Annotated in this window: 26 protein-coding genes; 7 read left to right on the forward strand and 19 right to left on the reverse strand. The window is 44.9% G+C overall.

Features of this window, described 5'->3' with window-relative positions; genetic code table 11:
• Positions 1–22: 22 nt before the first annotated feature.
• A complete protein-coding gene (locus tag NSU16_RS14940; RefSeq protein WP_010331586.1) occupies positions 23–427 on the reverse strand; it encodes a holin family protein in 405 nt (134 codons plus the stop codon).
• 157 nt (positions 428–584) lie between these two features.
• Complete coding sequence (locus NSU16_RS14945) at positions 585–1,022, reverse strand: Dps family protein (RefSeq protein ID WP_010331587.1); 438 nt, start codon at positions 1,020–1,022, stop codon at positions 585–587.
• 124 nt (positions 1,023–1,146) lie between these two features.
• On the opposite strand from NSU16_RS14945, the gene ytzI reads away from it, so the two are divergent.
• The gene (ytzI, locus tag NSU16_RS14950) at positions 1,147–1,296 is read left to right on the forward strand and encodes a YtzI protein (RefSeq protein ID WP_229146404.1); all 150 of its coding nucleotides are present in this window, start codon (positions 1,147–1,149) and stop codon (positions 1,294–1,296) included.
• Here the strand turns inward: ytzI and NSU16_RS14955 are convergent.
• Together NSU16_RS14955 and NSU16_RS14960 are read right to left on the reverse strand one after the other, a co-directional pair.
• Positions 1,290–1,733, reverse strand: a complete 444-nt coding sequence (locus NSU16_RS14955) for a FixH family protein (protein WP_339191371.1) — start codon at positions 1,731–1,733, stop codon at positions 1,290–1,292. The two genes, ytzI and NSU16_RS14955, sit on opposite strands and share 7 nt — an antisense overlap.
• A 120-nt stretch (positions 1,734–1,853) precedes the next feature.
• Complete coding sequence (locus tag NSU16_RS14960) at positions 1,854–2,327, reverse strand: S-ribosylhomocysteine lyase (RefSeq protein ID WP_010331590.1); 474 nt, start codon at positions 2,325–2,327, stop codon at positions 1,854–1,856.
• A gap of 127 nt (positions 2,328–2,454) precedes the next feature.
• Here NSU16_RS14960 and yidD point away from each other — a divergent pair, with 127 nt between their 5' ends.
• On the forward strand, positions 2,455–2,682 hold the full coding sequence (yidD, locus tag NSU16_RS14965) for a membrane protein insertion efficiency factor YidD (RefSeq protein ID WP_010331591.1): 228 nt from the start codon (positions 2,455–2,457) through the stop codon (positions 2,680–2,682).
• Here yidD and NSU16_RS14970 read toward each other — a convergent pair.
• Entirely contained in the window at positions 2,679–3,242 is a 564-nt protein-coding gene (locus NSU16_RS14970; protein ID WP_010331592.1) for a carbonic anhydrase, read from the reverse strand. The two genes, yidD and NSU16_RS14970, sit on opposite strands and share 4 nt — an antisense overlap.
• A 110-nt stretch (positions 3,243–3,352) precedes the next feature.
• A complete protein-coding gene (locus NSU16_RS14975; RefSeq protein WP_010331593.1) occupies positions 3,353–3,601 on the reverse strand; it encodes a type B 50S ribosomal protein L31 in 249 nt (82 codons plus the stop codon).
• Positions 3,602–3,802: 201 nt separating this feature from the next.
• Here NSU16_RS14975 and NSU16_RS14980 point away from each other — a divergent pair, with 201 nt between their 5' ends.
• Genes NSU16_RS14980 through NSU16_RS14990 form a run of 3 tightly spaced genes read left to right on the forward strand, consistent with a single transcriptional unit; the run spans position 3,803 to position 6,432 of the window.
• On the forward strand, positions 3,803–5,134 hold the full coding sequence (locus NSU16_RS14980) for a cytochrome ubiquinol oxidase subunit I (protein ID WP_010331594.1): 1,332 nt from the start codon (positions 3,803–3,805) through the stop codon (positions 5,132–5,134).
• A gap of 42 nt (positions 5,135–5,176) precedes the next feature.
• On the forward strand, positions 5,177–6,220 hold the full coding sequence (locus NSU16_RS14985; protein WP_168748592.1) for a cytochrome d ubiquinol oxidase subunit II: 1,044 nt from the start codon (positions 5,177–5,179) through the stop codon (positions 6,218–6,220).
• Positions 6,221–6,273: 53 nt separating this feature from the next.
• Positions 6,274–6,432 (forward strand): DUF1540 domain-containing protein, encoded by a 159-nt coding sequence (locus tag NSU16_RS14990; protein WP_010331596.1) that lies wholly within the window; start codon positions 6,274–6,276, stop codon positions 6,430–6,432.
• 21 nt (positions 6,433–6,453) lie between these two features.
• Here NSU16_RS14990 and NSU16_RS14995 read toward each other — a convergent pair whose 3' ends face one another.
• The 10 genes from NSU16_RS14995 to NSU16_RS15040 form a co-directional block, all read right to left on the reverse strand.
• The gene (locus tag NSU16_RS14995; RefSeq protein WP_339191373.1) at positions 6,454–7,341 is read right to left on the reverse strand and encodes a metal ABC transporter permease; all 888 of its coding nucleotides are present in this window, start codon (positions 7,339–7,341) and stop codon (positions 6,454–6,456) included.
• Positions 7,331–8,638, reverse strand: a complete 1,308-nt coding sequence (locus NSU16_RS15000; protein ID WP_339191375.1) for a metal ABC transporter permease — start codon at positions 8,636–8,638, stop codon at positions 7,331–7,333. Before NSU16_RS15000 ends, NSU16_RS14995 begins: the two co-directional genes overlap by 11 nt.
• Positions 8,639–8,643: 5 nt before the next feature.
• Positions 8,644–9,396, reverse strand: coding sequence for a metal ABC transporter ATP-binding protein (locus tag NSU16_RS15005; RefSeq protein WP_010331599.1), 753 nt, complete (start codon positions 9,394–9,396; stop codon positions 8,644–8,646).
• Between the two features lie 18 nt (positions 9,397–9,414).
• Complete coding sequence (locus NSU16_RS15010; RefSeq protein ID WP_010331600.1) at positions 9,415–10,338, reverse strand: zinc ABC transporter substrate-binding protein; 924 nt, start codon at positions 10,336–10,338, stop codon at positions 9,415–9,417.
• 276 nt (positions 10,339–10,614) lie between these two features.
• Positions 10,615–11,730, reverse strand: coding sequence for an o-succinylbenzoate synthase (menC, locus tag NSU16_RS15015; protein WP_339191376.1), 1,116 nt, complete (start codon positions 11,728–11,730; stop codon positions 10,615–10,617).
• The gene (locus NSU16_RS15020; protein ID WP_268450036.1) at positions 11,727–13,187 is read right to left on the reverse strand and encodes an o-succinylbenzoate--CoA ligase; all 1,461 of its coding nucleotides are present in this window, start codon (positions 13,185–13,187) and stop codon (positions 11,727–11,729) included. Before NSU16_RS15020 ends, menC begins: the two co-directional genes overlap by 4 nt.
• 93 nt (positions 13,188–13,280) lie before the next feature.
• The gene (gene menB, locus NSU16_RS15025; RefSeq protein ID WP_010331603.1) at positions 13,281–14,099 is read right to left on the reverse strand and encodes a 1,4-dihydroxy-2-naphthoyl-CoA synthase; all 819 of its coding nucleotides are present in this window, start codon (positions 14,097–14,099) and stop codon (positions 13,281–13,283) included.
• A 33-nt stretch (positions 14,100–14,132) separates the two neighbouring features.
• A complete protein-coding gene (gene menH / locus NSU16_RS15030; protein ID WP_339191378.1) occupies positions 14,133–14,957 on the reverse strand; it encodes a 2-succinyl-6-hydroxy-2,4-cyclohexadiene-1-carboxylate synthase in 825 nt (274 codons plus the stop codon).
• The gene (gene menD / locus NSU16_RS15035) at positions 14,945–16,687 is read right to left on the reverse strand and encodes a 2-succinyl-5-enolpyruvyl-6-hydroxy-3-cyclohexene-1-carboxylic-acid synthase (RefSeq protein ID WP_339191380.1); all 1,743 of its coding nucleotides are present in this window, start codon (positions 16,685–16,687) and stop codon (positions 14,945–14,947) included. Before menD ends, menH begins: the two co-directional genes overlap by 13 nt.
• Positions 16,684–18,099, reverse strand: a complete 1,416-nt coding sequence (locus tag NSU16_RS15040) for an isochorismate synthase MenF (RefSeq protein ID WP_339191381.1) — start codon at positions 18,097–18,099, stop codon at positions 16,684–16,686. Before NSU16_RS15040 ends, menD begins: the two co-directional genes overlap by 4 nt.
• Before the next feature lie 291 nt (positions 18,100–18,390).
• On the opposite strand from NSU16_RS15040, the gene NSU16_RS15045 reads away from it, so the two are divergent.
• Together NSU16_RS15045 and NSU16_RS15050 are read left to right on the forward strand one after the other, a co-directional pair.
• On the forward strand, positions 18,391–19,110 hold the full coding sequence (locus tag NSU16_RS15045) for a yteA family sporulation protein (protein WP_010331607.1): 720 nt from the start codon (positions 18,391–18,393) through the stop codon (positions 19,108–19,110).
• A 147-nt stretch (positions 19,111–19,257) separates the two neighbouring features.
• Positions 19,258–19,725, forward strand: coding sequence for a tryptophan-rich sensory protein (locus tag NSU16_RS15050; protein ID WP_339191382.1), 468 nt, complete (start codon positions 19,258–19,260; stop codon positions 19,723–19,725).
• Between the two features lie 30 nt (positions 19,726–19,755).
• On the opposite strand, the gene glgP is transcribed toward NSU16_RS15050, so the two are convergent.
• Genes glgP through glgD form a run of 3 tightly spaced genes read right to left on the reverse strand, consistent with a single transcriptional unit; the run spans position 19,756 to position 24,621 of the window.
• A complete protein-coding gene (gene glgP, locus NSU16_RS15055) occupies positions 19,756–22,152 on the reverse strand; it encodes a glycogen phosphorylase GlgP (RefSeq protein ID WP_339191384.1) in 2,397 nt (798 codons plus the stop codon).
• Positions 22,139–23,593: a glycogen synthase GlgA gene (gene glgA, locus NSU16_RS15060; RefSeq protein WP_339191386.1), complete on the reverse strand. Its 1,455-nt coding sequence runs from the start codon at positions 23,591–23,593 to the stop codon at positions 22,139–22,141. The genes glgP and glgA overlap by 14 nt, the downstream gene beginning before the upstream one ends.
• Positions 23,590–24,621, reverse strand: coding sequence for a glucose-1-phosphate adenylyltransferase subunit GlgD (glgD, locus tag NSU16_RS15065; RefSeq protein WP_010331611.1), 1,032 nt, complete (start codon positions 24,619–24,621; stop codon positions 23,590–23,592). The genes glgA and glgD overlap by 4 nt, the downstream gene beginning before the upstream one ends.
• Between the last annotated feature and the right edge of the window lies 1 nt (position 24,622).

Raw genomic sequence — 24,622 nt, forward strand, 5'->3', positions numbered from 1 at the left:
ATGACCCGCGAACAGTTAAAAGTTACGGTTTGCGTCTGAATTTATTTTTTAGCGTTTCTAATAGATCCACAAGCATTTCCGGAACGGGTATACCGAGAGAGCTGGCTGTCACAACAATTTGCACAGATTCATAAAGAATATAAAACATAATGGCCAAGTCACGTATCGATCCCTGTGTATTTAGCAGCTGGTCAAAAAAGTGGCAGACAGAGATCAGAGCCAACGTAACTAATTTTTTGACAAAACGGGCAAAAACCTTCTTTAACACCAGTTTGTGAATAATTGTTTCCTTCAAGGTCGTACTGATAAATTCAATTGCCATAAGAGACAGCAATATGAGGAATGAGTACTGAAAACCTCCGAAGAAAAACCCCGCTGCTGAAACGCTGACTGCAATTAACGAAAAGATGCCAAAGTCTCTATCCATTTATCCCAACATCCTTTCACAGAAACGGCCTTACCATATACTATGGAAAGCATGCCGAACGGATTGGATTTTTCAGAAAAATGGACTAGTTGTCGCCTATTTTTGCGAGCAAACAAAAACCGGACATCTTCACGAGATATCCGGCCTTTCTTTTCTATTATCCAAGGTAAGCTTTCAGCATCCAGTTATGTTTTTCAATATTTTGATGAATTGCAAGAAGCATGTCCCCTGTTGTTTCGTCTCCGACCTCGTCGGCTAAGTCCATGCCGCTTTTCAGTTCTTCCGCGATAACTGTAAAATCATCATACACACTCTGAACCATTTGTTCTGCTGTTTCGTTTCCGTTCGCTTCTTTTACTGAAGCTGTTTCCAAAGATTCTTTCATTGTCGCGATCGGTTTTCCGTTCAAAGCCAAAAGACGCTCTGCCAAATCATCAATATAAGTTGCAGTCTCGTTATAAAGCTCCTCAAATTTTTCATGAAGTGTAAAGAAATCTTTTCCTTTTACATACCAGTGATAATTATGTAGTTTCACATACATGACTGTCCAGTTGGCTACTTGTTTGTTCACGGCTTGAATTAATTGTTCTGACATATTATCGTCCTCCTTGTTTATATTAAGTGTATACCCTTCATATCGTACGCTAAAACCTTTATTTTACCCGTCTGACACAATGTCTTCCACTATGTTACAATTATTGAAAACGGGAGGTGGAATCATGACGCTTCTCATCACGATAAGTATTCTGATTGTGCTGGCTGTTTTGCTCATAAGCGTTTGGACGACTGTAAAAGCCTATAATGTAAAGCACACGATTGACCCTCCTCAAGAAGGAAATGCTCCCGATTCAGATCCAAAAGGTCAATGATGGTGTGATTGATCTTCTTCAGGTTTCTTGATGGCAGCATCGGCGTCTCCGACTTGGACTTTTAAGGTCGGCATGCTGTGCTGTTTTTTTGCAGTTACATGAGATTGTACAGTGTATACGCCATCTTTCTTAAACTCCGTCTCAAATCGGTATACGCCATCTTCCTGTTTGGCTTTAAACATCTTGCTGTCATTTTTTTCTCCGTCTTTCCATACCTCAAATTCCACTTCATCAGCATCTGTCACCGCTTCATCTCCGTAAGAAACCGCCGCTTCATAAGCAGCATGCTCTCCCGGCTTCACTTTTTCCGGTCCGGTGAGTTTTACATCTAATACTTCAGGCGTCTCAGCTGCTGTATGTGCTTTGTTCTCCTCTGATCCGCACCCATTCAATAAAAAAACAGCAGAAAAAAGTACTGCAGCGACCATCTTTTTCATTCCATCACCCTTTTCGTGTTTACCTCAATAGTAGCAAACGCTTACAGCAAATGGTATACAAAATCTGCACCGTCACAAAAAAGACCTTTTTGCCCGAAAGCAAAAAGGTCTTTTTTCTATTTAGCCAAATACTTTTAGCAATTCTTCTTTATCCTGTGACAGCCAGAAACGCATCAAACGTTTTGCGCCTTCCAGGTCATGAAGCTTCGCCTGGCCGCACTGCTTTTCATTGGCAGCCGGAATTTCGGTAATTTCTACCGCTTCCTTCATTGTGTCTTCAAGCAGATCAACGATTTCCGCAGGAGTCGGCTCACCGCTGACAACAAGATAGTAGCCGGTTTGGCAGCCCATTGGTGAAATATCAATAATATCAAAATGATCATATTTCTCAGCATGAGTGCGAATCGTAAACGCAAGCAAATGCTCGAGGGTATGGATTGTATCAGGCTTCATTGCCTGTTTATTCGGCTGGCAAAAACGAATATCAAATTTATTTACAACGCCGTCTGTTCCTACTTTATGCACACCGCAATGTCTTACGTATGGGGCAACAACAGCATTATGATCAAGTTCAAAACTTTCTACTGAAGGCATAATGGCACTCTCCCTTTTTTTAAAATGTATATTTATTATAACATACCTTTCCGATAAGAATTATCGAATAACTTTTCAAACCGCGTTATTTTTCTTATACTTGCATCAGAAAGGTTGCTGAAGACACATGAAAACCATATTTATTGCTCTGATCAGAGGGTACCAAAAATTCATCTCGCCGCTGACGCCGCCAACATGCCGCTTTTATCCGACTTGTTCACAATATGGAATCGAAGCCATTAAAACACACGGCGCCCTTAAAGGCGGATGGCTGACTCTCATACGGATTTTAAAATGCCATCCATTTCATCCGGGCGGTGTCGACCCCGTCCCAGAAAAAAAGCGCAAAGATTAATCGTTATAGCCATTTACGACAACATCCAGTTTTCCTGTCTCAGGATTAATGACTAAACCATGGACAGGCACAGTTTCCGGGAACAGCGGATGATGTTTGATGACGTCCACACTGTCTTTTACGCTCGCTTCTACTGAATCGAAGCTTTTAAACCATTGATCAAAGTCGACTCCGGAGTACTTCAGTGTTTCGATGCGTTCTTCCGGTATTCCTCTTTCCTTTATTTTATTGAGCATGCTTTCGCTGCTGATTTTGCTCATGCCGCAATCGTGGTGTCCGATTACACAGACTTCATCGGCGTTCAGTTCGTACACTGCTACCAGTAAACTTCTCATAATGCTTCCGAACGGGTGTGTAACAAGCGCACCGGCACTTTTTATAATTTTGATGTCACCATTTCGCATATTCATCGCATGCGGCAGCAATTCAACCAAACGAGTGTCCATGCAAGAAAGAATCGCCATTTTTTTATCTGGGAATTTTGATGTTTGATACTTTTCATAATCTTTATGTTCAATAAAAGTTTTATTAAATTCAAGAATATCATTGAGAAGACTCATAGCGGTATTCCTTTCCGGTCTTTTTTCTCCAATATATCACAGCCACTGCCTTTCGTCATCCTACCGGCATGATGTTGAGACCAGAAAAAAAGGCACGCCCTGCGGCTGCCTCATTTTCCCATGTTGTATCTTTTGTTGAACTGCTCGACTCTTCCGCCTTTTTCATTGAATTTCTGGCGGCCTGTATAAAACGGATGAGTATCTGAGCTTACCTCTACTTTAATAACCGGATATGTGTTTCCATCTTCCCACTCCGCTGTTTCTTCCGATGTTTTGGTAGACCTGCTCAAAAAGCGGTATCCGCTGTTTACATCCTGAAATATTACTTTGTGATTCTTTGGATGAATTCCTTCCTTCATGTCTATCTCTCCTTATTAAATCGTAATAATTACGTTTTATTTTATAACCTAACAAACATTTTGTCAATCTCCTTACATGTTTCCCGATCTTTCGCTTCATAAACCTCAAGCTTTTAAGAACAGGAAGAATAATCTAACCGAGGAAGCAAATAATAAACCCATATTACATACAGATCGTTTTGTGAAAGGTGGTTTATTATTGTGGATGATTTAGTTTTGGCTAGGAGTCTTTTTGGTACGACAATGGGCTTTCATATCATTTTCGCAACCTTGGGAGTCGGTCTGCCGCTCATGATTTTAATAGCTGAATTGATCTATCAAAAAACGAAGGATGACCATTATGCCATCATGGCGAAGAGATGGACGAAAGCACAGGCTGTTTTGCTGGGGGTCGCCATTCCGACCGGAACCATTGCCGGTACTCAGCTCGCGCTTTTATGGCCGGGTTTTATGGAAGTCGTCGGCCGGGTCATGTCGCTGCCATTCCAAATTGAAATCTACGCTTTTTTTATCGAAGCCCTTTTTATGTCGATTTATGTATATGCCGCAGACCGTTTATCGCCGGTTATGAGGATTATCGCTGTTGTTTTTGTGCTGATCGGGGCCGCGGCGTCCGCGATTCTGATCACGAATGTCCATGCCTTTGAAGGAACACCAGCCGGATTTAAAATGACAAACGGAAAGATAACTGATGTTGATCCGTGGGCCGCGTTTTTTAACCCAAGCTTTTTTGTAACCGCCGGCCATGTCGTTCTGTCTGCGTTCATGACAGGAGCCTTTATCGTTGCTTCTGTTGCCGCATACAAAATGATCCGGTCCAGAAAAAAAGAAAACGTCTATCGCTTTCACCGTAAAGCCCTGCTGCTCGCGCTGACGGTCGGCGGTATCTTTTCATTGATAACAGCCTTAAACGGGCACGAATCAGCACAAATGCTGCATGAATATCAGCCGGAAAAGCTCGCCGGAGCAGAGGGCCTTTTTGAAACAAGATCCCATGCCCCGCTTGCAATCGGAGGATTTACCGATCCGGAGGAGGAAAAAGTGAAATGGGCAATCGAGATTCCGTGGGCATTAAGCTTTTTGGCAGCCAACAGTTTTGACACTGTTGTAAAAGGATTAAATGCGTTTCCGAGAGACGAATGGCCGCCGCTTTTTATTCACACGTTGTTTAATGCGATGGTTGGTGTCGGAATGCTTCTTATTCTTTATTCCATTATCGGTGTCGTCTGGAGAAAAGTATTAAAGAAAGATCGTTTTCCAACCTGGCTGCTGGTGATTTTCATGACAGCCGGTCCTCTCAGCATGATTGGTATTGAATTTGGCTGGATTTTCGCATGTACGGGGAGACAGCCGTGGGTCATCTATCATCTGCTGAAGACATCAGATGTTGTCACGACGACAGGCTCGATCGGAGTGCTTTTCCTGTTTTTCACCTTCGTTTACGCCGTGTTGGGCGCAGCTGTCGTTTATGTACTGCTTTACTATTTCAAAAAGCACCCTGTGGATGAGGATTTAAATACAGCGGAGTCTTAATAGCTTCGCAAACAGGAAACTAAATGGAAGGAAGATCGACAAATGGACATTTCAACGGACGCTCTGATCGCCATCTCAATTATTTGGGGTTTTGTGTTTATTTATGCCGTCATGGCCACAATGGATTTCGGAGCGGGATTTTGGTCTATGATCTACTTAAACAAGGAGCATATGAAGGCGACTGATATCGCGAATCGCTTTCTATCGCCGACTTGGGAGGTCACTAACGTCTTTATCGTGGCCATTGTCGTTGCGCTTTTCAGCTTTTTTCCAGGTGCAACGTTTGTGCTCGGAACTGTTTTATTAATTCCCGGCAGCATTATTTTATTGCTTTTAGCAATCCGAAGCGGTTTTCTCGTTTTTTCAAACACAGCGAAGGAAAGGAAATTGTTAAGATATATTTCCGGCATCTCCGGTTTTATTATTCCCGCTGTTCTGATTTTGGTTCTTCCGGTGACACATGGTGGATTTATCGAAAGCACAGACGGGGTATACAGCTTGAATATGTCTACCATTTTGACAAGCCCAAACGCCTATTCATTTATAGGGTTTGCGATTTTAAGCACTTTATTTTTATCCTCCCTGCTGCTGGCGGATGTTTCGAATGTGGCTGAGGAACAGGACGCCTACACGGCATACAGAAAAAGCGCCTTAATCACCGGTCCGATTTCGCTCCTATTTGCCATATGCATTATGCTAACGATGCGGAATGAAGCAAACTGGCTTTATACTGGAATGATGAATGATTTTTCCTGGATTATTGCGTCGTTTATTACATTCATCATCGCAGGCATAGCTCTTTTTCTGCCTAACAAAAGCTTCGGCAAAAAGATTGGGAAACCCAGACTGGCGCTTGTCGCGATTGCGATACAGTATTTTCTGGCAAGCTACGCGTACGGCCGCGCCCACCTCCCTTATATGATTTATCCTGACGTGACGATCATGTCCGGTTTCACCGAGCCCGCCACGTTCAGAGCGCTGTTTATGACATATATCGTTGCATTCATTATCCTCTTCCCGGGCTTCTATTTCTTCTGGAAGCTGTTTATGAAGGATAAACGGTATATCCGCCAGCAGGAGGAATAGGGCCTAAGCCCACCGGCTATACTAAGCTTGAACCTTTATAAGGAGGGGATGGCATGGACCAGAAAATCCTATGCGAGGTCAACAACTGTTCTTATTGGGACAAAGGCAACAGATGCACAGCCGATGCCATTTATGTTGTCAGCCATACTGGCGAGACTGCCGAAAACAGCCGGGAAACAGACTGCAAAACGTTTAAACCACAAGATTTGTAAAAATAAAAGAAAGAGCTGGCATCAGACAGCTCTTTCTTTTTGTGTTTTGAGCGTTCTCATCTTTTTCGTCATCACTCCGTTTGATGGCGAAAATAAAAAGGCACCAGCATAAAAAACCCCTGTCATTGACGCCATCGCTCCGGAAATGGAAACATTGAGCCATGTTGCGCAGATATAGCCCAATAGAGCTGACAGCCCTCCGATGACCGCGCTGATAATCAGCATATAAAGCAGCCGGTCCGTTAATAGATGGGCAGCAGCAGGCGGTACAATCAGCATCGCCACAACCAATATGGCGCCGACTGAATCAAAGGAGGCAACGGTCGTTAGCGACAGCATACCCATCTGGAGGTAATGAATCAGCATAACCGGTATCCCGATGGCCAAAGCCATTTGCGGATCAAACGAAGCAATTTTAAACTCCTTATAACATACACTGACCATCGTTATGTTGATAAGCAGCACAGCAACCAGCATCCAAAACGCTTTTGGCCCGATGTCCACTCCGAATATCGTAACCGTATTCCATGGCACAAAAGCGATTTCTCCCATTAGCGAATGTTCAATATCGAGATGGACATTCGCTCCATATACTGATAACAAAATGACACCAACTGCAAATAAGGAGGTAAAAACAACTCCTATGGCGGCATCTGATTGAATCCCTTTGCTGTGAAGAAGCTGTACCAAAAATGCTGTTAACAGTCCTGACACGGCTGCCCCGATGAACATCGGAATCCCGTCCAGGCTTTTTGTCACAAGAAAAGCACCAACAATTCCAAGCAAAACAGTATGGCTGATGGCATCGGCCAGCATTGCCATTCTCCTTAATACAAGAAAAGTTCCGATCAACGCACAGCTGACACCGACTAGTATGCCCGTCGCTATAATCCACGCTTCAAAGCTCATTGGCAATCTTCCCCTTTTCGATTTCAGGGTATGGCTGACGGAGCTCAGGCATCCTGCCATGCAGCTTCAAAAGTGAAAGAAGTCTATCTCTTGTGGCCTCCGGCAATCGGTCCGGCACAAAATCATCCTGATCCGCATCTGCATTTTCCATATCCATTTCATGCATGAGGTACATTTCATACATCCGATATTTTAAAGCCGTAAGATAACCTTTTTCTATCCCAGCCTGTGTCACTTGCCAAATCCCGTTTCCAATCCGCACGACGCACCTCTCTTTTTCCAAATCTTCCAAAACTTTATGACATAATGAAGGTGAAAGCCGCCTCTTCTTTCGTACACTTTCCTCCGTTACATATACTTCACTATGTTCATACTGCTCAAAAATCGTCAGAAGCACCTGCTCCCGGTTTGTTTTTCTTCGCAGCCTTATTAATCTTATCCCTTTAGCAGCCAATCCCCGCTTAGGTGCGCAAATCATTGAAAAAAGAAAAATGATCGTCGCCGATAAAATCATCAAAGGCCCTGTCGCCATGCCCTCCATTGTTGTGCTCAGCAACGTTCCGGACACGCCGCTCATCCCGCCTGCCATCCCGGCAATTATGATCATGCCCGTTAAACGCTCGGTCCAATATCTTGCGGCAATCGCAGGAGTAATGAGCATAGCTGCCATTAAGATAACACCTACAGTTTGAAGCCCTATCACAACAGCGCAGACAATAAGACAGGCCAATAGTCCGTTTAAAAAACGCACCGGCAATCCCAATCCCTTTGCAAATGCGATATCAAAGGTAATGATTTTAAATTCCTTAAAAAAGACCGTACAAAGCAGCAATAAAACGGCGGATACTCCCGCAATAAGAATGATATCCTGTCTGACTAATGAAGCTGCCTGGCCGAACAGAAAGGAATCAAGTCCGCTTTGGCTTCCCGAGCCCAGTTGCTGAATATATGTCAGCAGTATAATGCCGACGCCAAAGAACACAGAGAGAACGATTCCGATTGCCGAGTCCTCTTTTGTTTTTGAAAGCCGCGGTATCAGCTGAATCATCCACGTTCCGAGAAGCCCTGCAAGCGCCGCACCGAGCAAAAAGAAAGGGAGCGATTTTTCTCCGGTGAACAGAAAAGCGAGACACACACCCGGCAGGGCAGAATGAGCCATCGCATCTCCGATTAAACTTTGTTTTCTAAGCAGCACAAAGCTCCCCAACACACCGCTTGCTGCGCCGAGCAAAAGCGTCCCAGCCAACACCCACTGTGTATTCGGATGCTGGAGTTGCAGCCACAAACTTTCTATCAATGCGCTCACCCCTTATTACCTTCTGCCAGCACTTTATCTTTTAAAAATGTCAGCCTTCCTCCATACGTTTTTTGAAGGTTTTCAATCGAAAACACGTCCTCTGCCGGTCCGAAGGCGATTTTCCTTAAATGAAGCAGCAATATCCAATCGAAATAGTCTTCGGCGGTTTGCAGGTCGTGGTGGACGACAAGTACGGTTTTGCCTTTATCCTTAAGCTCCGCCAAAAGAGTCATAATTGCCCGCTCCGTCGCTGCATCCACGCCGGCAAACGGTTCATCCATAAAGTAAATGTCGGCGTCCTGACAAAGTGCCCGGGCAAGAAATACCCGCTGCTGCTGGCCCCCTGACAGCTGGCTGATCTGCCTTTTCGCATAATCGAGCATGCCGACTTTTTCTAAAGCCGATTCAGCCATTTCCACATCTGCCTTTTTCGGTCTTTTCAGCAGGCCGATTCGTCCGTACCTTCCCATCAGCACGACATCGAGAGCGCTGGTAGGAAAATCCCAATCAACCGAACCTCGCTGCGGCACATATCCGATTCTTGTCCGCTGTTGTTTATAAGTTTCGCCGTAAATGGAGATGTCTCCTGAGGCACGGGGCACAAGACCGAGAATCGTTTTGATCAAGGTGGACTTTCCAGCGCCGTTTGGGCCGATAATACCGATTAATTTCCCCTCCGGCACCTGCAGCGAAATCTCTTGCAGAACGGGCTTTTTATCATAAGCGACTGTTACATTTTCCAGCTCAACAGGAAACATTTTTTTCACCTCTATTCCTTATTTAAGCGCTTCCGTAATCGTGTTGATATTATGGCGGAACATGCCTTCGTATGTGCCTTCTTTTGTCCCCTTTTCACCCATTGCATCTGAATAGAGCTGACCGCCGATTGACACCGAATGGCCTTTTTCTTTAGCTCCTTCCACCACAGCATTAATTGATTTTTCAGACACGCTGCTTTCTACAAAAACAGCCTTAATTTGTTTTTCTGCCAAAAGCTCAACCAGGTCCTGTACATCCCTTAAGCCATAATCTGAATCTGTGCTGAGTCCCTGCAGGCCTTCTACTTTAAATCCATACTCTTTCCCAAAATACGCAAACGCATCGTGGGCGGTTACAAGGACACGGCTTTTCTCCGGAATATTCGCAATCTCCTGACGCGCCCATTTATCTAAATTTTGCAAATTATCCTTGTACTCTTTTGCGTTCTTCTTAAAGTCATCTGCATGCTCAGGCATTGCTTTGCTGAATTGCTCTTCAATTTCATCAATTGCGTAAATCCATAATGGGATGCTGAACCAGACGTGAGGGTCATACATCTTCCCTTTCCCCGCAGAAATAAGCTTGCTTTTCGGAATCGCTTCGGCGACCGCTGCAGCTTGTTTTTGTTCACCGATTTTACGGAGAATGTCTTCCATCTTCCCTTCGAGATGCAAGCCGCTGTAAAGCACAACGTCTGCTGATGTTAATTTTCTCGTATCACCTTGTGACGCTTTGTAAAGATGGGGGTCTACTCCCGGTCCCATTAAAGAAGTGACCTTAACATGCGTTCCGCCGATTTTTTCAGCAGCGTCCGCAATCTGAGATGTCGTTGCCGTCACTTGCAGTCCCTGATCAAAGCTTTTACCGGAAGACTCTGATCCACAGCCCGATAACGCAAGGCATGCAAGGATCAATGCCGCTATCAGCCCTCGTTTTTTCATTTGTTCCCTCCTCTTTGCCATCGATGTCCTGTTGTTTTATCATATGATGTGTTTTCTTAGACATGTGACATTTAATTAGACATAAGCATGTTTTGTTTATATAGGACAAAAAGTTTCCTTAGTGCAAAATTATCGCGTTTGTCCATTTCTGTCAAGACATTTTCACATAAAAAAACCGGCTGGTTCAGCAGCCGGTCTAAACGAGAAGGGATGTATTCAACGCTTTTACTATAACAGCACACTCACATTCTCTCAAATTGATAAAATGTCTTTTTCTCATCCATGCTGTGTGAAAACATCCATTTTGGTCACATATTTTCTCATTATTTCCTGATTTACTTCAACCCCTAAACCAGGCTGTTTCGACACAGAAATAAATCCGTTATCGATACGGATATCAGGGGTCACAATATCCTCATCCCAATACCTTGAAGATGACGAAATATCGCCCGGTATTGTAAATTGAGGCAAGGAAGCCAGCGCCACGTTTTGCGCTCTTGAAATGCCAGTCTCCAGCATTCCTCCGCACCAAACCGGCATATTGTGCTCTTTGCACAGATCATGGATTTTTAGAGCTTCCGTCAATCCGCCGACGCGAGAAGGCTTGATATTAATTACTTTACAGCTTCCCAGCTCAATCGCCCGTCTCGCGTCATCAGCTGAGCAAATGCTTTCATCAAGGCAAATCGCCGTTTTCATATGCTTCTGCAAGTGGCGGTGATCAACAATATCGTCAGCTTGGAGCGGCTGTTCAATCATCATTAAATGATATTCATCAAGCTCCTTTAAGCGGCTGATATCCTTGAGTTCATAAGAGGAATTCGCATCAGCCATCAGCGGGATGCCAGGGAAGCGGCAGCGGATGGCTTTTACCAGTTCCACATCTTGTCCTGGCTGAATTTTAATTTTAATTCTTTGATAGCCTTCTTTTTGATAAGCCTCAATTTCTTTCAGCATATCCTCAAGAGGCGCTAAGCTGACAACAACCCCGGCAGGGACTTTGTCTCTTGTCCCACCTAATGCCTCCGCAAGAGGAATTCCCTTCTTTTTTGCATAAATATCCCAAACAGCTGATTCAAGCCCCGCTTTTGCCATCCTATTACCTTTGTAGCGTGCCAGGCTGTCCGGCACTTCAGATGGGTGGCTAAATTCACGTCTGACGACATTAGGAATAAAAAAATCCTTCAGCATATGCAGACAAGTACCAATCGTTTCCTCGGTGTACCACGGTGAGGAGAACGCAGATACTTCCCCCCATCCTGTAACTCCGGATATATCGATGGCTTCCACGATCAAAAATTTGCGCTCCTGAAGTGTCTCAATACTGTTTTTAAACGGTTTTTTTAGATTCATGCTCAAATGATAAAGCGTAATTTTTTCTATTTCGATCATAACAGTTCTCCTTTACGCGCATCCTTCAGCTGATTTCGCAATAGCTTATTCGACGCATTGCGCGGCAGGCGGTCTAATACAAAGAATTTTGCCGGAACTTTATATTTCGCCAATCGTTCTTTGCAAAATGCGGTCAGTTCTTCAGCTCTGACAGGCTGCTGGAGCACAAGATAAGCATGAGGCACTTTTCCCCATTTTATGTCCTCCGCGCCTGCAACGCCGGCTTCTGCAACAGCCGGATGAGAAAGCAGCACAGACTCCACTTCAGCGGGATAAATATTTTCTCCGCCTGAAATGATAAGATCTGATCGCCTGTCCAATACATATAAAAATCCTTCACCGTCCAAATAACCGAGATCGCCTGTTTTCAGCCAGCCATTTTGAAAGGATGCTTTATTTGCGCTTTCCCGGTTGAAATAGCTCTTCATGACATTCGGGCCTTTCACCATAATTTCACCGTGTTCAAACGGCTCACACGCTTTTCCGTCCCGCTCAATTTTGATTTCGCATGAAAACAGCGGTTTTCCTGCTGATCCGAGCTTTTCCATACTGAATTCCGGTGAGAGAGTAACGATTTGTGAGCATGTCTCCGTCATTCCATATGATTGAAAAACGGGGAAGTCTTTCTCTCGGCATTCTTCTAGCAAAGGAAGCGGCGCAGGACCTCCGCCGAGCAGGATGCATCTGATGGATGACGGGCAGCGGTTTGTTTCTGCCAAAAGACTTGCCAGCATTGTCTGCACCGCAGAAATAATCGTAACTTGATGCCTGTCGATAGAATCCAATACATCACTTACTGAAAAACGCTGGTGAAGCACGACCGTCATTCCGTAAATCACAGATTTAAATAACGCTGACAGTCCGCTGATATGAAAGAGCGGCAGCGCGATAAGCCAGCGGTCTTTTTCTGTTATACCCAAATTAAGAGCAGAAGACACCGCACTGAAATAATGATTTCCAAACGTTTGCTGAACTCCCTTGGGCTTGCCCGTTGTCCCGGAGGTATACATGAGCGTCGCCGTTGCGTCCATTTGCATGTACGGCTCAATTTCAATATCCTGTGCCTCTTCTTTTACCAGTTCATCGATATTAATGGTTTCAACCATTTGCTCATAATCCTGCATGTCAAAACTTTCGTCCGTCAGTAAAAAGCGGGCGCCGGAATCCTCCAGTTGGAACAGCCTTTCATGTTTAGACAGCTTTGTATTCAGCAAGACCGCTTTTACGCCGAGCAAAAAGCAAGCGTGAACAGCATATACCATCTCCGCCCGGTTTCCGAGCAGAAGAGCCGCGGTGTCCCCTTTTCGAAAAGAATGAGCTGAAAGCTGTGACGCCATTCGTTTGGATGCGGCAAATAATTCAGCAAATGTCACGGTTTGATCTCCATAAATGAGAGCGATTCTATCAGGTGTTAGCTGTGCCCGTTGCAGGAGCCAGTTGGGCTGTTCTGTCAGCATGTCATCATCTCCGAGGTGAAATTACTTGATTTAAAAGAGAAAACAGCTTGGACCGCAATGGCTCAAGCTGTTGGTTTCATACGTATCTGCTGATCACGGAAAACGCGGGAATTGGCCGAAATCCGGTTTGCGTTTCTCCTTAAAGGAATCACGGCCTTCTTTCGCTTCATCAGTAGTGTAGTAAAGAAGGGTTGCATCCCCTGCAAACTGCTGAATTCCAGCAAGTCCGTCTGTGTCCGCGTTAAACGCAGCTTTAAGAAAACGAAGTGCGGTCGGGCTTTTCTCAAGCATTTCTTCACACCATTTAATCGTTTCTTCTTCAAGCTGTTCCAAAGGAACAACTGTGTTGACAAGTCCCATATCCAGCGCTTCCTGCGCGTTGTACTGACGGCAAAGGTACCAGATTTCACGGGCTTTTTTATGTCCTACGATGCGAGCCAGGTAGCCTGAACCGTAACCTGCGTCAAAGCTTCCCACTTTAGGGCCGGTTTGTCCGAAAATCGCATTGTCGGCAGCGATTGTCAAGTCACATACGATGTGAAGCACGTGTCCTCCGCCAATCGCATATCCGGATACCATCGCAACAACAGGTTTTGGAATGACACGAATTAAACGCTGAAGATCCAGTACGTTTAAACGCGGAATTTGGTCGTCGCCTACATAACCGCCGTGTCCGCGCACTTTTTGGTCTCCGCCAGAACAAAACGCTTTGTCTCCGGCACCGGCAAGCACGATAACGCCGATGTTTTGATCATCTCTCGCGCGAGCAAATGCATCAATCATTTCAGCAACCGTTTTAGGTGTAAAGGCGTTATGTACCTCAGGGCGGTTGATTGTTATTTTTGCAATACCATTATACGTTTCATACAATATTTCATCATATGTACGTTCAGTTTTCCATTCTACAGCCATGATATGACCTCCTCTATTTTTCCATGTACCGAGTTATACATTTGTTAAAAACTCACTCACTATTTTACCAAAAAAATGCGGCTGTTCCACATGCACTGTATGGCCTGCTTCAGGAACAATCTCTATTCTACTAGATGGAAGCTTCTTATGCACCTCTTGATTAATGGCGCAAAACTTTTCGTCCCATTCTCCGCAGATGAGAAGCACAGGCGCCGCAACATCTTTTAACCGGCTCCACCAGGAAGGCTGTGAACCGGTGCCCATACCGATTAAACTGTTGGCCAGCCCAATGTTATTGTTTCTCAGACGGCCCAATCGTATCCTTTGGCGAACCTCATCAGCAAGCCGCTGTTGCGTCGAAAACAAAGGGATGCCTTCCCAATAGTCCACAAAGGCTTTGATCCCGTCACGCAAAATAAAATCCGCAAGCTTCCGATCCCGCAAGATTCGTTCTTTCCGTTCCCCGAGGGTTTTAAGGCCGGGCGTCGTGCTTTCGAGCACAAGCGCTGATATCCGTTTGGGGTATGTCACGGCAAAGGAATAAGCAAGCCTTCCCCCCATAGAATAACCAATAAGTTTCACTTTGTGAAGTTTTAAATGATCAAATATCTCGGCAAGGTCTGAAACTTGCCGGCTCGTGCTATATCTTTTTCCATTCAGCGGGGCATCACTTTCTCCGTGCCCTAAGCAATCAATTTTGATGACACGAGAATTAGGCAGCAACTGGTCGAGAAAGGCCCAGGATTCTTTGCTGCCGGTAAACCCGTGCAGACAGACGACGGCATCAGGAGCACTGGGCCGATCGTCTGTCACAGCATATCGGACGCCGTCTGCAACAGTTATGTTTACAGTTCCCATTGTTTTTTCACTTCCCGCACAGCCTCATTCAGCATATTACGATGAAGCTGAACTCTTGATTGGCGATCCGTTTTGATTTCTATAATGTGAAGGCCGGGCTTGTCAGCCTGCGGTGCGTATGATGCTCTAAATTCATCCCACGAAGCCGGGCATGAATACGTGCCTCCGTAAAGCTCAGCAGCATGCTTGAAATCGAGCCCGGTCGGCGTGCCGAACAAATCTTCAAAGTGTGTCTTTTCAGATGCTTGCGGTAAAAATGAAAAAATCCCTCCGCCGTCATTGTTCACGAGGATCACAGTAAGCGGAATGTCCAATTTTTTAGCCGCCAGCAGCCCGTTTAAATCATGATAAAAAGACAAATCCCCGATCACGAGTGTCACAGGCGCTTTTGTTCCTTCACAAACACCCATGGCAGAAGAGACGACACCATCAATCCCATTTGCGCCACGGTTTGAATAGATACGGAAATTGCGGTCCTGATTTTCGAAAAACGTATCAACATCCCTGATTGGCATGCTGTTTCCGACAAAGAGCGAGCTATTTTCGGGCACAAGATGCTGGAGGATTCGGTAGAGGTTGCCCTCAAATGAAACCTCTTCATTGCTGACCGTTTGCAAATGCTCACGGAAACGCTGGTTCACAATCTGCCATTTTTCCAGCCATTCCAAAGTTCGGTCCACTCCAGTCTGTTCAGCCATGATCGCCTCGGCAAAACTAGACGGGCTGCAGTGAATCATATGTGCGCTTGCCTGTGTTGGGTCTCTCCAGCCGCCATCCTCATCAATCACAATCTGCTGAATGGCTGGGTCATCCTTCAGCCACAAGAAAACCGGCTTTGAAACAGGCATCGGTCCGAAACGGATCACGACATCAGGCCGCAGTGCTGACTTCAGCTCATCATCTTTTAAAAATGAGTCATACGCATCAATAACGGTGCTTTTATCATGGACGCCGTTCCGCAGGTTAGACAGCGGGTCAGCTAAAATTGGATAATGCAGCGCTTTTGACAGCTCCACAATGTTTTGTTTATCAGCATCACTGTGCAGTTCTCCGCAGACGATCATGCCTTTTTCGGCCTCTTTCAGCATTGCAGCCACGTCAGACAGAGAGTTCCGGTCCACCGATTGCGTACCCGTTTTCACTGACACGTGACGCCCAGTTCTCATTCTTTCAAACGGCTGATCAGAAAGATCAGGCATCAGCGGCTCACGAAGCGGTACATTCACGTGCACAGGACCCATTGGACGCTTTTGTGCTTCCCCGGCGGCACGTCCTGCCAGCGTTCGGATATATCTCAGCATATGCGGCGACTCTTCGGGAAGAGCAGAGTCTGTGAAAAACTTAACAAAGTTACCGAATAAGAAGTGCTGATTAATGGCCTGCGGTGCGCCTACTTCACGCAGCTCGTGCGGCCGATCAGCAGTTAACACTATAATCGGTACTCTTGAATAATGGGCTTCAATCACAGCCGCATAAAAGTTGGCCGCGGCCGTTCCTGATGTGCAAATCAGAAGCACGGGACGCTGCTGTGCTTTTGCCAGCCCCAATGCAAAAAATCCGGCAGATCTTTCATCAATTTGGATATGGACGTTGATATCCGGATGCGCGGCTGCAAGAATTGCCAGCGGTGTGGATCTTGAGCCTGGACAAACGACAGCGTCTGTAATTCCGGAAAGAGCGAATTCATCAATAAAACTTCCGATGTAATGAGTAATCGGGTTCACTGTCAACGTCTCTCACCTCCCAGTGCAGAGATCATCGGCTTTAATTTCATCTGTGTTTCTTCGTATTCCGATTGCGGTTCAGAGTCTTCCACAATGCCGCACCCGGCAAACAGGCGTGCTGTGCTGCCTTCAATCAGCCCTGAACGGATGGCAACAGCAAATTCTCCGTTATCCTGACTGTCAATCCAGCCGACAGGAGCCGCATACCAGCCGCGGGACATCGGTTCGACCTCTCTAATCACTTCTACCGCTTTTTTCTGAGGTGCTCCCCCAAGCGCCGGAGTAGGATGCAATTTCTCTATTAAGTCAAATAGCGAAGCCGAATCACGAAGCTGCCCGACAATCGGCGTAAATAAGTGCTGGACGCTTTTCGTTTTGTACAATACAGGTTTGTCAGGCTTTTCAACGTCCGAACAGCTTGATACAAAAGCGTTATGAATCATGTCTACAACAATATCATGCTCCTGCAGATTTTTCTCATCGTTTAATAATTCAAGGCCGATGCGGCGGTCTTCTTCTTCATCGGAGCCGCGCTTTATAGAACCTGCCAGACAAGTAGACATGACAGTGTTCCCGTCTCTTTTGATCAGTCTTTCCGGAGAAGCGCCGACAAAGGTTTTGCCTTCTTGTTCGATTGCAAAAACATAGCTTGTCTGCTGATCGGTCAAAAGCGTTTTAAGCACCGGTTCAATTTTGACCGGACCATCAAACGTGAGCAGCAGCTCTCTGGCAAGAACCACTTTATCATATTGTTTCTCTTTAATTTGGCTTGTTGCCGTTTCGATTGCTTTCAGCCAATCAGACTTATCCAGCTCCTGAGATGCTGTCATGACAGCCTGATCTTCTTGATTGAAGTCAGGGATCATAAATTCCGCTGCAAAAGATTTTAAGCCTTCCAAAACAGCTTCTGCATCATCTTCTCCGCTTACCCATCTGTTAACTGTCAGGAATGGGCCTTCAGCAGTTATCGTCAGCATAAGCGAAGGCACAAAGAAATCCCCTTCCGAGAAATGGTCCCATTCAGTACCTCTTTCTTCGTAAGGGTCGAAGGAAAAGCCTCCGAATAAAACAGGTCCCACTGCAGAGTGCTGCAGCTTTTCTTCTTCATAAATATGAAAAGCCGTCTTTTTAAAGCGCTCCCATTGTTCAAAAATCTCACGATACCGCTCGTCGTTTTTTTGACTCGTATGGAAAACAGCTTCTTTGCCAAGACCGACTATTGTCAATTCACTTTCAGGTTCTGACCAAAAAAATCGATTGCCTGTATATTTTTTTGCTCCGTAATTGAAAAATGATAGAGGGTCAAGAGACTCAATTTGTCTCGAATAGCTTATTAAGACAGCATGGTTGACTTCTTTGGCTTTATATAATGCATGTAGAACTTCCTTTCGGAACGTACGCTGCACCGTTGTCACCATGAGACATTCCTCCATAATTCTTAAAATGCTTTTAATACCATACACCTGTGTCTACATTGTGTCAAATACACAGATCATGCAGTCCAAATGGCCTGCCTTACCTATTATAAACCTAATTCCAGAAATGAAAAAGAAACAAACCTTAAATTTCTTTCTCCACTGATAGCAAAGGTTGTATCCGCTTACCATATAAGGAAAATCTCCTATATTCCTCCACAAGGGATTTATGAAAGTTCTCAGGCGATCTGTCCATACTAAAGGTATGCATTACAGAGAAACGAGGCGATTATATTGCTTACAAACGAACAGCTTCAGCATTTAAAAAAAGAACTTGAAGAAACGAAGGAAGATATATTGAACCGCTTCAAAGACAATGACCACTTTCAGCTCAATTCCGCCTTTCCGTATGATTCATGGGGTGAGCTTTCTGCTTATGACAACCACCCAGGGGATCAGGCGACAGAGCTTTATGAGCGTGAAAAAGACATTGCTCTTGATTTGCATGAACGGGAGCATCTCCGGGACATTGAGCATTCATTGAAGGCCATAGAAAACGGCACGTACGGGATTTGTGAGGTCAGCGGAAAAGAAATCCCTTATGAACGTCTTGAAGCGCTTCCAACTGCCACGACGCTCGCAGAGTATTCATCACAGGATGTCGTTTCCAAAGACCGTCCGATTGAGGAAGAAACACCCTTCGGTCAATTTGAATTTGACGATGATGAAGAAATCAGAGCGCCTTATGACAGTGAAGACTCCTACCAGGACGTTGAAAAATACGGAAACTCAGAAACACCGCAGGACATGGAAAATCCGCCGCTCAGCTATGATGATATGACAATGAATGCCGAAGAAAATATCGGCAATACAGAATCATATGAGAATTTCATTGCCACAGATATTACAGGCAAAGAAATTACAGTGTATCCAAGCAGGGCACATGAACGTTATGAGGAAGAGCTGGATGAAGAAGGCATCATGACGACGTTTGGCGACCTCCATGCAGATTGACACCCCCGGGAAAAAGGTAATGTCTGCATTTGTATACAAACCGTATAACTGCAGCTCATCTACATCATCACCCCCGCATACCGCGGGGGTGTCTATCCAAGATAAAGAGAAAGTACATGTAAAATAAATACATACCGGAGGAAACACATGAAAAAGATGATCGGCGCAATTGTGGTTTTTATCCTTACATACGCGCTGTTTTCAGCCGCAGACTATCTATTTCCGATCGACAAAAATTGGTATCATTCACTGAAAAAGCCAGACTGGACGCCAAGCGGGCCAACGATCGGCATCATCTGGGCCATTCTGTTTGCACTGATTTCTCTTTCAGCTGCCATTGTTTATGCCAAAAGGTCATTTAGACAAGCGAAAAGCTTTTGGCTGGCGTTCTTGATCAATTATGTGCTGAATCAGGCATTCAGTTATTTTCAGTTTACACAAAAGAATCTCCTTGCCGCATCCATTGACTGCCTGCTTGTCACCATAACAGCGCTGGTTGTGATCATCATTGCAAAAGTATACAGCAGGGCCGCAAGCTGGCTTCTTGTGCCTTATTTTTTATGGAGTGCCTTTGCAACAGTCTTATCCTTTACGATCTATTCAATGAATCTTTGAACAAAAAAAGCCGCTAAAACAGCGGCTTTTTTACACCATTGGGTTAATTCCCCAAATGTGTTTCGCATATTCATGAATCGTCCGGTCGCTTGAAAAATAGCCTGAATGGGCAATGTTTAAGATTGAACGCTCTGACCATTTTCGCCGATCTTGATAATCAGCTTGAACACGCTCCTGAGCATCCGCATATGAGCTGAAATCCTTTAACACAAAATACTCGTCATTATGCGGCAGCAGCGAATCATAAATGGATTCAAATTCATCAGGTTCACCTTCAAAAAAGCCGTTGATCAGCTGATCGGCAACCTGCCTGATTCTGCGGTCATGCTGATAATATTCCCTTGATCTGTAGCCTCCGTTTTCCTGATAGGAAAGGACGTCATCCGCCTTCAAACCAAATGTGTAAACACAATCAGCTCCGACGCGTTGCAGAATTTCAATATTCGCCCCGTCATGTGTGCCGATTGTCAGCGCGCCATTCATCATAAACTTCATATTTCCTGTACCGGACGCTTCCTTGCTTGCAGTCGAGATTTGTTCACTTACATCTGATGCCGGAAAAATCTGCTCCGCCATAGAAACCCTGTAATTTTCTAAAAAAACGACCTTGAGCAGCTGCCTCACCGCCGGATCATAATTTACCTTCTCCGCAACGGAATGAATCAGTTTAATGATTTTCTTCGCGTAATGATAGCTTGGTGAAGCCTTTGCTCCGAAAATAAAGGTTTGCGGATAAATTGAAAATCCCGAATCCTCCTTCAGGCGGTTATACAAATACATAATATGAAGAACATTCAGCAGCTGCCGTTTATACGCATGCAGCCGTTTCACCTGCACGTCAAATATGCTGTCCGGATTCACTGCCACTCCGGCCGTGCAAAAAATCAGATCAGCAAGCTCTTGCTTTTTTCTGCTTTTGTTATTTTGGAACTGCTCAATAAAAGCGGGATCAGTAGCGTACGGTGCGAGCTGAATCAGGGATTCCGGATGTTTTATCCATTCATTGCCTATCGCATCTGTTATCATGGCGGACAAGCCGGGGTTGGCTTTTAACAGCCAGCGTCTATGGGCAATTCCATTTGTTTTATTGTTAAACCGATTCGGAAACATCAAATGAAAATGACGCATTTCCCGTTCCTTTAATATGTCGGAATGAATTTTGGCAACTCCGTTGACACTGTAGCTTCCCACTATTGCGAGGTGAGCCATTTTGACAACTCCGTGCGCCGTAATCGCCATATCCTCTATCCTTTTCCAGTCACCGGGATACTTCTCCCAAACCGCTCTGCAAAACCTCTCATTAATCTCTTCAATAATCATATACATTCGCGGGAGCAACGGCTTAAATAAATGAATCGGCCATTTTTCAAGCGCTTCTGACAGTGTCGTATGATTCGTATAGGAAATTGTATGTACCGTGATATGCCAGGCATCTTCCCAGCTCATGTTCTCTTCATCAAGCAAAATCCGCATCAGCTCTGGCACAGCAAGTGCAGGATGGGTGTCATTAATATGAATGCTTACTTTTTTATGCAGGCTATATAATGATTGATTCGTTTTGCGGTAATTGTTCACTATGCTTTTTAAACTGGCACACACTAAAAAGTACTGCTGCTTCAGCCGTAATATCTTACCCTCGTCATGCGTGTCATCAGGATACAAAAATTCAGATACAGCTTCTGTTTCCCGTTTATAAGACAAAATATTGCCGCCGTGATAATGCGCATAAGGCTCGGCGTTCCAAAGTCTTAACGTGTTGACTGTGCCCGTATCATATCCGATGATCGGGATATCGTAAGGGACGGCGGTAATGATTGTTGCTTGTTCATGACGAAAATGCAGACGGCCGTTTTTTTCAGTCATATGCACCTCGCCCCAAAACGGCACGTCAACCGCCTGATCAGCATTTCTTACTTCCCATACATTTCCGTTTTTCAGCCATTGCTCAGGCAGCTCAACTTGATGCCCGTCAACAATCTTTTGTTCAAATAAGCCATGCTTATACCGAATACCCATCCCATGCCCAGGCAAATTTAACGAAGCCAGAGAATCTAAGAAGCAAGCAGCCAATCGCCCGAGACCGCCATTCCCCAACCCCGCATCGCTCTCCATATAAAGGATCTCGTCTAGACTGATGCCGATCTCTTTCAGACCCGCTTCCACTACATCCCGTATACCGAGATTCATTAAATTCTGTTCAAGGAGCTGCCCGAGAAGAAATTCAATCGACAAATAATATGTCTGCTTTCCGGAATTGGACCTGCTTCTTTCATTGGTCTGAATCCAATCAGCGCTGATGTACTCTCTAATCATATTGCCTAAGGTTTTATATTGATCAAGCTTGGAAGATTCTTGAAAGCTTTTCCCGCACGTCATTTCCAGACGCTTTAAAAATAAGGCTGCAAAGCGTTCTTTACTCGAGAACATCCCGTCCACTCCTTGTCACATGCTCGAAAATGCGCTGATATTGTTTTGCTGATTGTTTCCAGCTGTAATCTGTATTCATTGCAGTTTTCATGATGCTCTTCCATACATCCTTTTGGCGATAAAACGACAGCGCCCTCTCGATCGTAAATTTCAGATCATGAGCATTAAAGGCTGAGAACGTAAAACCGTTGCCTGTTCCCTCTTCCTCCCGGTAGGAACGGACTGTATCATAAAGCCCGCCCGTTTCTCTGACAATCGGAATAGTGCCATATTGAAGCGCAATCATCTGCCCCAGACCGCACGGCTCAAATTTCGAGGGCATCAAAAACAAATCTGAGCCCGCATAAATCTGATGGGCGAGCGGCTCATCAAACCCAATATACGCCCTGCATTTATCGTGAAATGCAAATTCAATGTACCGGAAGTAGTCCTCAAATTCCCGTTCCCCCGTACCGAGCACAATCAGCTGTATGTCTCTCTCCTCCAGCAGCTCGTGCATCATTCTCTTAACAAGATCAAGCCCCTTCTGTTTGGTCAGCCTTGTTACCATACTGATCAGCGGAATATCTTTTCGTACCGGAAGGCCCATCCGCTGCTGGAGCTTCGTTTTATTTTCTTCCTTTAAATCAAGATGTTCAGGATCGTAATGCACTTCAATATACGGATTGCTCTCTGTCTGATAGAAAGAGTCGTCAATACCGTTTAAGATCCCTGTTAAATCCTTTTCCCTATACTGCAAAACTGGCTCAAGCTGCTCGCCGTAATAAGGCGTTAAGATTTCATTTCTATAAGTCGGGCTCACCGTTGTTACATGATCAGCAGCAATAATCCCCGCTTTCATAAAATTAACAAATCCATTGCATTCTAATCTTTCATAATGAAAATGACTCATGTCCAGCCCGAGCAAGTCATGTGTCACCTCTGGCGGGAAAACACCTTGAAACTGCAAGTTATGGATCGTGAGCACACTTTTCATCTGCTCATAAAAGGGGTGCTTGCTGTATTCCTCTTTCAACAAGTAATTGACCATAGCTGTATGCCAGTCATGAGTATGAACGATATGAGCTTGAAAATTCACTGCTTCTGCCGCTTCCAGCACAGCTCTTGAAAAATAAGCAAACCGCTCTCCGTCGTCAAAATGCCCGTACAGGGAATCCCTTGAAAAATAATATTTATTGTCGATAAAATAATAATTCACACCATCTTCAGCCAAATGTTCAATTCCGCAATATTGCTGACGCCAGCCAACAGCAACTGTACATTCAGCTGTTTTCTTCATACGTTTTTGCCAGGCTTCAGGGATTTGACTGTATTTCGGCATGATCACCGCTACGTCGTTCCCAAGACGAGAAAGCACTTTGGGCAGCGCGCCGGCCACATCGGCCAAGCCTCCTGATTTTACAAACGGGGTACATTCTGAGACAGCAAATAACACCTTCAAGAATTCATCAACTCTCCTTGCACCAATCCTTTTTTTAATACGAGCGGCTGCTCCTCCGTTCCCGAGACTTCAGTCGCATTGCCGATTTTGACATCCTTATCAGCAATCACCTGCTCCAGCAAACAATTCTCACCAATCTGCGTTTTTTGCATAATAATGCAATTTTTCAGCTTCGTGCCTTTCCCGACATGCACCGCCCTGAACAAGATGCAGTTTTCGACCTCTCCCTCAAGCACACAGCCGTTTGCCACTAAAGAATTTCTAACGGTATTGTACTTCCCGTATTTTGTTGGGGGCTCATCCTTCACTTTTGTATAAATCGGCTGCTGTGGCAAAAACACCTGCTGCCAAAAACGCGGCTGAATAAGCTCCATGCTATGGGTATAATACTTTTCTACAGAATCAATAACGGCCGCATACCCCGAATATTCGTATGGGCAAATGGTCAATGCGGAAGCTTCTTTTTCAACAACTTCTTGAATGGTTCTATATCCTTTTTCAACATGTCCGTAGATCAATTCTTTCAAGAGTTTAGAAGACATGATATAGATTTGGAGCGACTGACCGTCCTGAAAGACCTCGGTAATGTCACAGCCCACCTCCTGATGTCTTTTTAACACATATTGAAATTGAATGTTGCATACAGTATGGCTGTTGGTGATGATGGCATATTGCTGTGTACTTCTATGAAAGTAATCGAGATGATCAGAAAACTGGCGGAATGAACCGAATTCATCATACTCATCATGCAAATGCGGTGACGGGAAAAAAAAGAGGCCGTCCTTTTTTCGGTGCAAATCCCATTCCTTCCCGGCTCCAAGATGATCCATAAGAGACCGGTAGCGATACTTCGGAAAAATCGCTACACTCCTAATATTTGCATTCACCATATTGGACAGCATAAAATCTATCAAACGGTACCTGCCAGCAAAAGGAATCGCACCAAGTGACCGCTGTGCGGTTAAATCCTGAAGAGAATGCTTATATGTGGTTTCATCTATAACACCTAACATTTGATTATTGATCAAC

The organism is Bacillus sp. FSL K6-1003 (assembly GCF_037964945.1).
In the GTDB taxonomy this organism is placed as follows: Bacteria; Bacillota; Bacilli; order Bacillales; family Bacillaceae; genus Bacillus; species Bacillus mojavensis.